Source organism: Faecalicatena contorta (assembly GCF_021531895.1).
Taxonomy (GTDB): Bacteria; Bacillota; Clostridia; order Lachnospirales; family Lachnospiraceae; genus JAFBIX01.
In genome coordinates this window covers 1-12,510 of record NZ_JAFBIX010000006.1, presented here as the reverse complement: position 1 = coordinate 12,510, position 12,510 = coordinate 1, and the positions used below count along the sequence as shown (strand labels likewise).

Below are 12,510 nucleotides of genomic sequence, written 5' to 3'. Positions count from 1 at the left end.
TTATGCGATTTTCAAATAAATCTGCTGTTTTCCTGCTATTTCTTAGGGTTTTTCAATGTTATTTGACAACGAAAATGCGTAATAACAATCTGAGGTGTCTTCTTCCCCATATATTCATTCATTCCAGGATAATAGGTAAGCATCAGAATGATATGATTCTTTTTGCCAGCCAACATCGACTCAACTTCAAAAACACCATAGTTTTCCTCAAGTTCTGATAAGAACTGATCTATATGCTGAAAATACATAGCTTCTATTTGAGTACCGGCAGAATCTTGTACCTGAAGTTTTAGTACATTTTTATTTTTTCCAAGAATTTTCCCACTTAGAATTTCTACACTCTTTGCCGCAAATACTGGTTTTGTATTCCCTTTTCCAAATGGTTCCAACAATGACAGTTCCTGGACTAGCTCTTCTGTCACACAGGAAAACGGCATCTCCATGTCAATCACTACTTTTTCTGCCAGATCCTCTTCCTGAAGTGTACAGTTAGCATTTAACATATACCGTAATCTTTCAATATTTTCTTTTTCCAATGACAGACCTGCTGCCAGTTTATGTCCTCCATATCTGGCCAGCAGCTTCTGACATTTACTTAACTCCTCATACATAGAATAAGCTTCAATCGATCTTCCCGAACCTTTGATTCCTTCTTCCGCATCAGTCAATACAAACACTGGTTTATAGTAAATCTCGCGAATACGTCCAGCCACAATTCCAGCAATGCTTTCATGGCATCCCGGCAGATAGATGACTAGAACTTTATCCTGTCCCACAGCCGTTGTCTCTACCAGCTCTATCGCCTGCTTTACCGCCACATCCGTCAGATCTTTTCGGCTGTCATTCAATGCTTTTAATTCTCCTGCCAGTATGTCCGCTTCTTTTTTATCTTTTGCACGCAAGAGTTTTAACGCCCGCTTTGCCGTATCTAGCCTGCCGCTTGCATTCAGGCATGGCCCCAGAACAAATCCAATATGATAAGCCCGAATCTGATCTTTTTGAACACCAGTACACTCCATCAAAGAGCGCAGTCCCTGGTTACGAGTTCTTCCCAACATTTGCAGCCCTTCTTTTACCAGAATACGATTTTCTCCTTCCAGATCCATAACATCACCTACTGTTGCAATAGCAGCATTTTCAATCAGATCATCCAGATCATCTACATCTCTTCCCATAGATTCGCAAAGCGCCTCCACAAGCTTGTAAGCAATCGCTGCTCCACACAAGCCCTTAAAAGGATATTCACAGCCCGGTTGCTTAGGATCAATGACCGCATCTGCCAGCGGAAGACGATACGTTTTCCTTCCATCATCCTCACAATATGGCACCTCATGGTGATCCGTCACTATAATGGTCATTCCCAACTGCTTCCCATATGCGATTTCATCCGCTGCCGCAATTCCGTTATCACAGGTAACGATGGTATCTATCCCATCATCATACGCACGTTCGATCAGATCAATATTCAGCCCATACCCGTCTGTTATTCGATTTGGAATATCGCAATCCACATCCGCCCCCAGACGCTCCAGACCTTCCAACAGAATATAAGAAGCATTGATTCCATCAATATCATAATCTCCTATGACGCGAAGCTTCTGTTGTCCTGCAATCTTTTCTCCCAGGATATCCAAAGCTTTATCCATATCTTTCATCAGCATACCGTCATACAGATCCGTAATCGTTCCATTAAGATATTGATGGATTTCTTCTTCACCTATAATATCTCTGTTCCGGATCAGACAGGCAAGCCTTGGACTAATATGGTATTTTTTTCCAATTGCTTCAAAATCTGCACCTTTTCTCAAAAGTACCCATCTTTCCATCTTTCATCCCACTCCAAATAAAACTTCTTATAGAAAAAAGCAGCCATGTCATCTCTGATTCTACAAATCAGATAACAATGGCTGCTTCATCATCTCATACTATTTTTTCTTATTGCTATTCTTGGAAGTCTGTTTTTTGCCCAACTTCGTTCTCATTACATACCAGAGTGCTCCTGTAATACATACAGAAGAATATGCTCCACAGATAATACCAACCATCAGCGGTGCTGCAAACTCACGAATAGAACTTACTCCCATAACAAACAGAATCGCTACCATTACGAAAGTTGTCAAAGAAGTATAAATACTTCTTGTAAGTGTCTGGGTAATACTCTTATTAACAACTTCTGAAAGCTCTGTCGTCTTGGACTGATAATGAAGTTCCTCACGAATACGGTCGAATATAACGATTGTTGCATTGATAGAGTAACCTACGATCGTCAGCATACATGCAATAAATGTATTACCTACAGAGATTCTTGCCACTGCATAGAATCCAAGAACAATCAAAACGTCATGAAGCAATGCAAAAATTGCACTGGCCGCAAATCGAATATCCTTAAATCTGAACCAGATATACAGAAGCATACAGATCGTAGCAACGATTACTGCTATGATCGCATCCTGACGCATCTCATTACTTACAGTAGAACTAATATTCTCAGCAGAGATCTTCGACTCATCAACCTGGAAATTATCTACCATTGCCTGATTCAAAGCTTCACGCTGATCCAATTCCAAAGTCACGGTCTTGATCACAACCTGATTGGTACCGGCTACCTTCTGAGTCTGTACATTGTGATCTCCAGTAACCTCTTCTACAATTGGAACGATCTTCTCATCAATCTCTTCAATCGAATAATCTTCGTTAAATGTTACATTCGTAGAAGTACCACCTTCGAATTCCAGACTATATGCAAATGCTCCATTTCCTCTGGATGAATTAACACCCATGACTGCAAATCCACCAATGATCAGTACCAAAGAGATTACAAAGAACACTTTCTTCTTACCCAGGAAATTGATTGGCGTTCTTTCTTTCTTCGGACGATAATACAATTTTTCATTGCGAAGTCCAACAGCATAGAATGCATATACGATCATTCTTGTAATCACTAATGCAGTGAACATAGATACAATAATACCGATCGCCAGAGTCTGTGCAAATCCTTTTACTGTACCAGAACCTTTTAACCACAGAACCGCTGCTGCAATCAATGTAGTCACGTTACCATCCACAATTGCAGACATCGCTTTCTGGAATCCGGTCTTCAGAGAATTCTTCACACTCTTTCCGCGTGTCATCTCCTCACGCACACGGGCAAATATAATAACATTTGCATCCACAGCCATACCAATACCAAGGATGATACCTGCAATACCTGGTAAAGTCAACGTAATGTTAAATGCATTTAATATAAGTAATACAAGTTCTGTATAAATGATCAGTGCCAGACCAGCAGCAAGACCTGGAAGATAATATACAAAGATCATGAATATGAATACAATTGCCAGACCAATCGCTCCTGCCTTCAAGCTTGTGCTGATTGCCTGTTCTCCTAACTGCGCTCCGACTACGTTGGAACGTAATTCTTCCAGTTCCAGCTTCAGTCCACCGATACGAATCGTAGAAGCAAGATTATCTGCCTCTTCGTATGTGAAGTTTCCTGTGATATATGCCTGTCCTCCAGTGATTGCTTCATTGACTCTCGGGCTGCTGATAACTTCACCATCATAAATGATGGAAATCTGCTTTCCAACATTTGCCTCCGTAGCTTCCGCAAACTTTTCTGCACCTTCATCTGTCAGATCCAGTTCTACAGAGTACTCTTTATTCCCCATATCATCCTGTCCTGACTGCGCAGACGCTGTCTTTACATCAGAACCTGTAATAACCGTCTCTCCATCCTGTGTCTGAAATTCCAGTGACCCCGGTTTTCCCAGCTCATCCAGAATCGCGTTGGCGTCTGTAACTCCGGGAATCTCGACATTAATTCTGTCATCACCTTCCTGATATACGCTTACCTCTGTACTATACTGCTCTACACGTTTTTGAAGTTTATAGATGGTATCACTCATCTCTTCTTCTGTCGGATTGTCATCTTTTACCTGATAAGTAATGCTGACACCACCTTTAAGGTCCAGACCAAGCTTAATATTTTTCATTGCACCCGTTCCGGTCTCTCCGAGACCAACCAGCACTGTGAATCCAAGCAATACGACCAATACAGCGGTCAGAATCAGGCTCAGTATGCCTTTGTTCTTCTTCATGATTTACTTCCTTTCTGCTTCTTCTGCCTTGATTTCTACTATTCTTCTGCCAACGCTGCTTTTATCATAATCGCGCATTCTACACGTTTCCGCTGCATCTCGCACCCGATATCATATGTATCGTGGATCGTACCGTGGAAATTATAAGAATTCGCCATACAGCCACCGCTGCAATAGAATTTTGCGAAACAATCTCTGCACTTATCTTTGGAATATACGTTACAACTACGAAAATCATCTGCAATTTCCGGCCTGACAATGCCATCATCCACATTTCCCATCAAGAACTCTTCCTGTCCTACAAATTGATGGCAAGGATACAGATCTCCCCACGGAGTAACGGCAAGATATTCCGTTCCCGAACCACATCCTGACAGTCTCTTTGCCACACATGGTCCACCGTCTAAGTCTATCATAAAATGAAAGAAATTAAAACCTTTTCCTTCCTTTTCACGTTCAATCATGATCTTTGCAAGTTTATCATATTCTTCTTTAATAATCGGAACATCCTCTTCGCGGATTGCATAAGGATCACTTTCCTCTCCGACAACAGGTTCAATAGACATCTGCTTAAATCCAAGATCTGCAAAATGGAGAATATCCTTGGAGAAGTCCAGATTATTCCGGGTAAATGTTCCTCGTATGTAATATTTTTCCTGATTCCTGCTTTCTGCCAGCTTTTGAAACTTCGGAACAATAAGATCATAGCTTCCGGTTCCATTGCGGAATGGACGCATCTGATCATTGATCTCTTTTCTTCCATCCAGACTTAAGACCACATTATCCATCTCTTTATTTACAAAATCCTGTACTTCGTCATTCAGTAATACCCCATTCGTAGTCAATGTGAAACGAAAATGCTTGTTATGAATCTTCTCCTGCTCTCTTCCATAGGCGACCAGATCTTTGACCACCTGCCAGTTCATAAGTGGTTCTCCACCGAAGAAATCTACTTCCAGATTATGTCGGTTACCTGAATTGGCGATTAAAAAGTCTAATGCCTTTTTCCCGACTTCATAGGACATCAGAGCACGCCTGCCATGATACTCTCCTTCTTCTGCAAAGCAATACTTGCAGGCCAGATTACAGTCATGTGCAATGTGAAGACAAAGTGCTTTTACGACCGTTTTCCGCTTCTTGACTTCCTCAATCATACATTCATAGGTGTCTTTTACAAATAGCTGTCCCGCTTCCGTCAATTCAATGACATCTTCCAGTGCATCACCAATCTCTTTTTCTTCATATTTGTCTCCAAGCTTTTGATGCAGCATGGACAAAACAGAATCCTCTTTTAACGTCTCTACTGTATGATCTTTATTGATTTCGTTTAATTCTGCGATCACATCATAACATAGATCATCTACTACATGAACTGCGCCACTGTAGACATCCATCACGATATTATAGCCATTATTCTTATACTGATGAATCAAGGCTGTATACCCCTTTCACTTTTTTGTATACAACGAAAAACAGCGACCCTGTAGACCGCTGTCTCGAGTATTCCATATACTTCAAAATTATTTTTTCTGTTCGCAAGTCTGATTTCCTACGGTACAGGAAGTCTTACATGCTGACTGGCAAGATGTCTGGCATTCACCACATCCGCTCTTCTTCATGTTATTGTTCATAGTCTGTTTATTTAATGTCTTTACATGTTTCATGTTTACATTCCTCCTTAAACTTTGCTTAACTTATATTATTATAGCATTTCATCTTTATTTTCGCAATCATTTTATCTGACTGTTAAGGCTTTAATTTCGTTATTACGATATCATGCCTCCAACCATTCCGCCACCAGCGCATAAGATAAATGTAGTAATCAGGTTATCGCCATTCCCATTCAAGCTATGATACACACCTAATGTAATCAACAGAAGAAGTGCAAAATATCCAATTCCCAGTCCCAAGCCCCACACAAATCTTCTTGTCTTGGCATACTTTCCAATCATGATTCCTCCAATCAAAGTCGCCACAATATAAATTGCTATAATAGCTGCTGATACCATCTTCTCATTTAATTCGAACTTATAAAGTGCCGCTGCAAGCAATACAAGAAGTATACCTGTAATAACGTATGAAGCCAGCAGTGACTTCAGCACCCACATAACTTTAGAATCTTTTTGAAACTGTCTCTCCATTCCATCCCTCCTTGTCTAACACAAGGTATGATGGAAAGCTTACGTTTATTCCTCTATTGTTCCATCTGACTTCCCAAAAAACCAGCTGCACAGGATGCCAGCTTCTGCTCTAACTCCTGCAGCTTCTTCTTCACATCTTTTGACAGAAGAATCACTCCTCCAATAATATCTCCTTCACAGATAATCGGACTGATAATTTCATAGATGAATTCTTCCTCAGGGTTATCTGTAATGGGAATATATTTTTTATCTCCAGCTGTTGCTGTCAATTGTGTTCTCGCACTTAATTGCTTCTCCAGCTGGTGGCTGATATATTTATCCTGTAATTCTTTCTTGCCGGCACCGGATGCTGCAATAATCTGATCCATATCACAGACACAGACCAGACATCCCACCGTCTGCGCCAGACTCTCCGCATACTGTCTGGCAAATGTAGACAACTCACCTATCGGAGAATATTTTTTCAGAATAATCTCACCCTCTCGATCCGTAAAAATCTCCAGCGGATCTCCTTCACGGATTCTTAAAGTTCTTCGTATTTCTTTGGGAATGACCACTCTTCCAAGGTCATCGATTCTTCGTACGATTCCTGTAGCTTTCATATAATAAATTCCTCCATTTACTGTACTGACGATTTCCAGAATTAGTATCTGTAAATGGAAGAATTTTATACTACGTTTATACAACCACTCTCATACAGATATATCTCTTTTCATTGATATTCTCCATACTTACAAAAATATCTCCTTGATATTTTTTAATGAGCATCTTGGCATTATATAACCCCAGTCCATGTTTTCTATCACCACTTTTGGTTGAATAACCTTTCTCAAAAAAGCGGTCGATATTCTTCATCCTGATATCATTAATCTGATTTTTGATAATAAAAACCAACCGGTCATCTTCGGAATCCAGTTCCATCATAACCTGATTCAATTCTTCTGTGCAGGCTTCATAAGCATTGTCTACTAATGTGCCTACTATTTCAATCAAATGATGCTCTGAAATCCCTGAAATAATCTCCAGGCTCTTGACTTCTACTTCCGTCTTTACATAAGAAGGAGACCGAACAATCTTGCTGTACAAAAATCCCGCAAGCACTTTATCACTGATTCTTAAAAGTGGAAGATACTGCCGGCTGTCATCATCCTTAATCACTTCTGTAATATATTCCGACTGCCGTTCTACCAGTTCTTCATAATTATCGACTGTCAGATGCATATTCAATATCGCATTCAGATGATTATCAAATTCATGCTGCTTTGCCCGGATCTCTTTCACCAGTTCCTCCAGAGGCTGTACATAATGTTGATACAGCTTAAGCTCTGTCTCCTTCTTCTGCATAAGAATATAATTCTTACGCCAGTCAGCAATTCCCCAGAACACAATCACTACCATCAGAAGAAACATAATAAAGATTCGGTAGTCAAAGGTTCCGCTGATTAAAAAATCTACCACCAGATATACGGACACCAACAATGCAAGCACACAAAAAATCCTATATAAAAACTTTTTTATCCAATCAACCACTGATCAGCCTCCCAATCTCCGACTTATACGTCACTCCTATCTCCACGATATCTTCGCAGTCTTTTATCTTGACAATTCGATTGACCGTGTCAAAATACTCCACCTTTCTTCGATTCACCGCAAACATCCGATGACACTGCAGAAACATATCCGCCGGAACTTTTTGTAAGATTTGTTTTAAAGTAACATATGGTACATTCCAGTTCTCATTCTTCATGTGAAGACAGATTCCCCTTGGAATCGCTTCTATATAACAGATATCTTCGCATAGGACCTGATAATTGATGCCGTCTTTTTTCACGACAACCATCGGACGCTCCTCATGCTTCTCTCTTTCCAGCACCTTTTGAACCACTTCTTTGACCTGTTCCGGCCGAAACGGCTTCATAATGTACTGATAACAATGTAATTCCCGATAAGCCTGCATCTCCATGGCTCCTATTGCTGTGACCATCACAACCGGGGTAAAGGTATAACGGAACTGCTCTCGCAATTCCCTGGCAAAGAGGATACCGCCGATATCTTCATGAGCATTGCCATTTAGATTCACATCCAACAAAAACAACCTATATGTCCAATCCATATCTAACAGTTTTTTCGCTTCCCGATAAGAGGAGGCAGTATGTACACAAAGATCTTCCGAGTACTCTGTAAGAATCCTTTTCAAAGCTTCCAGTGAAGCCTTGTCATCTTCCAGAATTAATACATGCGTCATTGCACTGCCTCCTCTCTCTTTTCCATATCTGTATATATTCTGCTTTATTCTGCTATAATCTCTTTGGCACTTTTCGCCAGTCCCGCAAGACTTTGAATCTCAGACGGAATAATGATCTTTGTTGATTTTCCATCTGCAGCCTTTTCAAAAGCTTCCAGACTCTTCATCGTAAGAACCGCTTCATCTGCTCCTGCTTCCTTCAGGAAACGAATACCATCTGCATTAGCCTGCTGCACTTTCAGGATTGCTTCTGCCTCACCTTCTGCCTGACGGATCATGGCTTCCTTCTGTGCTTCCGCACGTAAGATAGCAGCCTGCTTCTCTGCCTCTGCATCCAGAATTGCAGATTCCTTATGTCCTTCTGCTACCAGAATCGTAGACTTCTTCTCACCTTCAGCACGAAGGATTGCCTCCCGTCGTTCACGTTCTGCTTTCATCTGCTTCTCCATCGCATCCTGAATTGCTGCCGGAGGAATGATATTCTTCAATTCTACGCGGTTCACCTTGATTCCCCACGGATCTGTCGCTTCATCAAGAGATGCCCTCATCTTCGTATTGATCGTCTCTCTTGAGGTCAGCGTCTGATCCAGCTCCAGATCCCCAATAATATTACGCAACGTAGTTGCCGTCAGATTCTCGATCGCCATAATCGGATTCGCCACTCCATAGCAGAACATCTTCGGATCTGTAATCTGATAGAATACGACCGTATCGATCCGCATTGTTACATTATCTTTTGTAATCACTGGCTGCGGAGCAAAATCAACAACCTGCTCCTTCAGATCTACCTTTCTTGCCACCCGGTCAATGATCGGAACTTTAAAGTGAAGGCCTGTACTCCACGTTGCCTGATAAGCTCCCAGACGTTCCACTACCACCGCTCTTGCCTGCGGCACAATCTTGATACAGGAAATCAGCAAAATCAAAAAAACTAAAATAATAACTACTACCGCAATAAACCCCAAAGTCAACATATTCTATTCCTCCTCATACTTTTTTACAATTAATTTTACTCCTGAAATATTGATCACTTTTGCCAGCGTCTCCGGCTCCAGAATCTGTGCATCATCATCCGCACGAACCGTCCACTCCTGTCCATTCACCGTTGCCTTTCCGGTCTGATGGAGATTATCTACTCTCTCCGTAATCCGGATCGTCTTACCAATGATTCCTTCATAATTCGTCTTCTCATGCTGCGTGTTGATAAACTTCATTGCAAACGGCCTTGTAAAATATAACAGTACAAAGGTTACCACGAAGAATATTACGATCTGCCACATCAGGGAAATACCAAGAATACTGAATATAAGTGCAACCAATGCACCTCCAGCCGCCCAGATACTGGTCAGTCCCACTGTGATGATCTCAACAATCAGCAAAAAAATCAGAAGTCCCAGCCAGGCAATCGTAACATAATTGTCCTGTATGAACATATACTCCTCACTTCCTTTCTTGTTGACTACATCCTACCAAAATGCAGCAGTCTCAGCAATAGTTCCTGCGTGAATGAAGTGATTTCATGTCTGAATGATTACTTAGAGAGCTGAATCGTCTTAAAACAATACACACTCACATGAATTCCCCATAAGATTGAGATCAGCACACAGGCAAAGACACCCGTTCCTGCAAATTCAATTGCCAGAAATGCAAACAGCCACACAATCATAAATGCAATATTGGTCACTTTAAATGCTGAATATGCCGCCTGATATACCTGCATCTTCTCCGCCTCATCGCAGCTGTCCATCCATTTACTCTGAAAACGGATATCATAAACACTTCCCTTTTTCTCCGGATTCATCTCTTTAGACAGATCCACCACTTTCTGTTGTATCCATATACTTATGAATACATTTGCCATGAATACAACCGCCAGTATTAATTCATTCCGTACCCCTGTCATATCTTCCGGTCTCAGATCCACTCCCAAAGCAAACAAAAGAAAGCTGATGACCTGATTCAGGCTGAGTGCCCACAATGCATAATTCAGCTTAATATCTATCTGATTCGGAATCTCCTCCTCTTCTCCATCCCATTCTCGAAGCAACACACGGCTCTTTCGATACATGGCAAACGCCAAGATATTGAATATCACAGCCTCCGCCGCCAGAAAATACGGTGCCAACATCGTTACCTTCTGCGTCATTGCCCCAGCTGCCCGTTGAATTCCTGTTGTCCCCAGGAAAACCATCAATATCCCGAGTATGGCGCCCACCACCCCGCTGACAATAACAATCGGAATAAACCACTTTCTCGCTCTTCTATTCTCCTGACTGATCTCTTCTTTTCTACTCATCATCTTAATCTTCCTCCTCATACCAGAAAATATCTTCTACCTGTACTTCAAATACCTTTGCAATCTTTAATGCCAGCGTCACTGATGGAGAATAATCCCCTCGTTCGATCTGGCTGATAGTCTGTCTGGAAACTCCAGACAGGCGTCCCATCTCCTGCTGGTTCACACCAATTCTGGCCCTGTATTCTTTTAAACGATTATATAAAGGCACATAATCACCTCCATGCATTATATTGAAAGCTTTCTTTGTCATTTTGACAATTATCCTTGTCACAAAGAGCATAGCATATGACAACTATACTTGTCAACAAGAAATAACTGAATTTTGCTGAATTTAAAAAAGGCCGAGTCAGTTTATCACTGATTCGACCTTCTATCTCTCATTATACTCTAGTATTCCATAATCTTGTCCGTATACTCCCGGATAATTTTTGCCGACTCTTTAAACCGAGTCAATTCCTGACTGCTCATGTGGATTTCCAGCACATCCGAAGCCCCTGTGCGATTCAGGACAACCGGCACTCCACAATAGACATCTTTTTCTCCATATTCTCCTTCCAGTAATGTTGAGACCGGAATAATTCTGTTCTCATCGTGTAAGATTGCCTTGATCACTCCAACTGCGGTAGTTGCCACTCCATAATAAGTTGTTCCTTTTCTGTTCAGGATCTCCCAGCCTTCCTGTGCAGTCTTAACTACCAGATTGTCCAGATCCACATCACCAACCAGATCTGGATTATCACGGATAATATCATAGAATGGTTTCCCTGCGACCATAACAGCTGACCACGGTACCATCTGTGAATCTCCATGCTCTCCCATCGAAAATGCATGGACACTTCTTGGATCTACATGAATCAGCTCTCCGATAAAGTTCTTAAGCCTCGAAGAATCCAATGCTGTTCCTGTTCCAATGACTTGATTCTTTGGAAGACCTGACAGACGCTGTACATAATGTGCTATGATATCTACCGGATTAGAGATGATCAGGAAGATCCCGTCAAATCCACTTTCCATAATCGGACTTACGATAGACTTTGTAATCTTCGCCGACGCTTCCAACGTATCCAGCCTTGTCTGCCCCTGTCTTGGCGGCGCACCTGCCGTAATCACAATAATATCCGCATCTTTGCAATCTTTATAATCACCTACATACACTTTGGTATTCCGGTTCAGATATTCCACACAATCTTTTAGATCCAGTACCTCTCCAAGAGCCTTTTCCTTATTAATGTCCACCATCATAATCTCATCGCAGACACCCTGCGTCAAAAGACTGAACGCCGTGGACGAGCCGACCAGACCAGTCCCTACTATTACCACTTTACTTTTGTTTGTTGTCATTTAAAAAACCCCCATTTCATATAATATCGTTTCCATTTGTGTCCCAAAAATACCACCAGAATCTGTCCACTGACAGCTTCTTCAATACACAGGCACAAAAAAAGCAAAGTGCTCTCATTGAGACTCCTTTGCCTTTACTTAAATTCATGATAGTCTTTTCGGCCATCACTGTCAATATCCAATTCCATTCCAGACGGTTCTGAATTAAGTATGGAAAAGGCTGGATATTTATAATAGAATTCTGTATAATAATTGCAGACATAACTTCTCGGAATCTCAATGAATGAGATTCCAAGCGAAAATTGACAACTGAATATCGTGCAGGAAAAGAAATTTGCGAGAAATGGACATAAACATTGGACATAGAGGATACTATGCCTTGAAAAA

The 12,510-nt window shown here is 41.3% G+C and carries 14 protein-coding genes; all 14 read right to left on the bottom strand.

From position 1 onward, the window contains the following. Positions 1-35 precede the first annotated feature (35 nt). Positions 36-1,826, bottom strand: coding sequence for a single-stranded-DNA-specific exonuclease RecJ (gene recJ / locus JQM81_RS02895; protein ID WP_235232029.1), 1,791 nt, complete (start codon positions 1,824-1,826; stop codon positions 36-38). Positions 1,827-1,925: 99 nt separating this feature from the next. Then, positions 1,926-4,097: a protein translocase subunit SecD gene (gene secD, locus JQM81_RS02890; protein ID WP_235232028.1), complete on the bottom strand. Its 2,172-nt coding sequence runs from the start codon at positions 4,095-4,097 to the stop codon at positions 1,926-1,928. Between the two features lie 38 nt (positions 4,098-4,135). Further along, a complete protein-coding gene (gene scfB, locus JQM81_RS02885) occupies positions 4,136-5,530 on the bottom strand; it encodes a thioether cross-link-forming SCIFF peptide maturase (protein ID WP_235232027.1) in 1,395 nt (464 codons plus the stop codon). A gap of 87 nt (positions 5,531-5,617) precedes the next feature. After that, positions 5,618-5,761 (bottom strand): six-cysteine ranthipeptide SCIFF, encoded by a 144-nt coding sequence (gene scfA, locus JQM81_RS02880; protein WP_235232026.1) that lies wholly within the window; start codon positions 5,759-5,761, stop codon positions 5,618-5,620. A 102-nt stretch (positions 5,762-5,863) separates the two neighbouring features. After that, positions 5,864-6,238, bottom strand: a complete 375-nt coding sequence (locus JQM81_RS02875; RefSeq protein ID WP_235232025.1) for a TIGR04086 family membrane protein — start codon at positions 6,236-6,238, stop codon at positions 5,864-5,866. 53 nt (positions 6,239-6,291) lie between these two features. Then, complete coding sequence (gene spoVT, locus JQM81_RS02870) at positions 6,292-6,840, bottom strand: stage V sporulation protein T (RefSeq protein ID WP_235232024.1); 549 nt, start codon at positions 6,838-6,840, stop codon at positions 6,292-6,294. A gap of 76 nt (positions 6,841-6,916) precedes the next feature. Then, a complete protein-coding gene (locus JQM81_RS02865; RefSeq protein WP_235232023.1) occupies positions 6,917-7,768 on the bottom strand; it encodes a sensor histidine kinase in 852 nt (283 codons plus the stop codon). Next, positions 7,761-8,483 (bottom strand): LytR/AlgR family response regulator transcription factor, encoded by a 723-nt coding sequence (locus JQM81_RS02860; protein ID WP_235232022.1) that lies wholly within the window; start codon positions 8,481-8,483, stop codon positions 7,761-7,763. Before JQM81_RS02860 ends, JQM81_RS02865 begins: the two co-directional genes overlap by 8 nt. Positions 8,484-8,527: 44 nt before the next feature. After that, positions 8,528-9,457, bottom strand: coding sequence for an SPFH domain-containing protein (locus tag JQM81_RS02855; RefSeq protein WP_235232021.1), 930 nt, complete (start codon positions 9,455-9,457; stop codon positions 8,528-8,530). A gap of 3 nt (positions 9,458-9,460) precedes the next feature. Further along, entirely contained in the window at positions 9,461-9,916 is a 456-nt protein-coding gene (locus JQM81_RS02850) for an NfeD family protein (RefSeq protein WP_235232020.1), read from the bottom strand. A gap of 98 nt (positions 9,917-10,014) precedes the next feature. Beyond that, positions 10,015-10,782 (bottom strand): DUF3169 family protein, encoded by a 768-nt coding sequence (locus JQM81_RS02845; protein WP_235232019.1) that lies wholly within the window; start codon positions 10,780-10,782, stop codon positions 10,015-10,017. 1 nt (position 10,783) lies between these two features. Next, positions 10,784-10,990, bottom strand: a complete 207-nt coding sequence (locus tag JQM81_RS02840; protein ID WP_235232111.1) for a helix-turn-helix transcriptional regulator — start codon at positions 10,988-10,990, stop codon at positions 10,784-10,786. Between the two features lie 179 nt (positions 10,991-11,169). Further along, the gene (locus JQM81_RS02835) at positions 11,170-12,123 is read right to left on the bottom strand and encodes an L-lactate dehydrogenase (RefSeq protein WP_235232018.1); all 954 of its coding nucleotides are present in this window, start codon (positions 12,121-12,123) and stop codon (positions 11,170-11,172) included. A 134-nt stretch (positions 12,124-12,257) separates the two neighbouring features. Continuing rightward, positions 12,258-12,510 (bottom strand): hypothetical protein (locus tag JQM81_RS02830; RefSeq protein ID WP_235232017.1); only part of this gene is annotated, 253 nt, incomplete at its 5' end.

Excerpts from the sequence above, each read along its gene's own strand:
- scfA (WP_235232026.1), bottom strand. The coding sequence starts at position 5,761 with ATGAAACATGTAAAGACATTAAATAAACAGACTATGAACAATAACATG.
- JQM81_RS02855 (WP_235232021.1), bottom strand. The coding sequence starts at position 9,457 with ATGTTGACTTTGGGGTTTATTGCGGTAGTAGTTATTATTTTAGTTTTT.
- spoVT (WP_235232024.1), bottom strand. The coding sequence starts at position 6,840 with ATGAAAGCTACAGGAATCGTACGAAGAATCGATGACCTTGGAAGAGTG.
- JQM81_RS02835 (WP_235232018.1), bottom strand. The coding sequence starts at position 12,123 with ATGACAACAAACAAAAGTAAAGTGGTAATAGTAGGGACTGGTCTGGTC.
- JQM81_RS02860 (WP_235232022.1), bottom strand. The coding sequence starts at position 8,483 with ATGACGCATGTATTAATTCTGGAAGATGACAAGGCTTCACTGGAAGCT.
- secD (WP_235232028.1), bottom strand. The coding sequence starts at position 4,097 with ATGAAGAAGAACAAAGGCATACTGAGCCTGATTCTGACCGCTGTATTG.
- JQM81_RS02845 (WP_235232019.1), bottom strand. The coding sequence starts at position 10,782 with ATGATGAGTAGAAAAGAAGAGATCAGTCAGGAGAATAGAAGAGCGAGA.
- recJ (WP_235232029.1), bottom strand. The coding sequence starts at position 1,826 with ATGGAAAGATGGGTACTTTTGAGAAAAGGTGCAGATTTTGAAGCAATT.
- JQM81_RS02875 (WP_235232025.1), bottom strand. The coding sequence starts at position 6,238 with ATGGAGAGACAGTTTCAAAAAGATTCTAAAGTTATGTGGGTGCTGAAG.
- JQM81_RS02850 (WP_235232020.1), bottom strand. The coding sequence starts at position 9,916 with ATGTTCATACAGGACAATTATGTTACGATTGCCTGGCTGGGACTTCTG.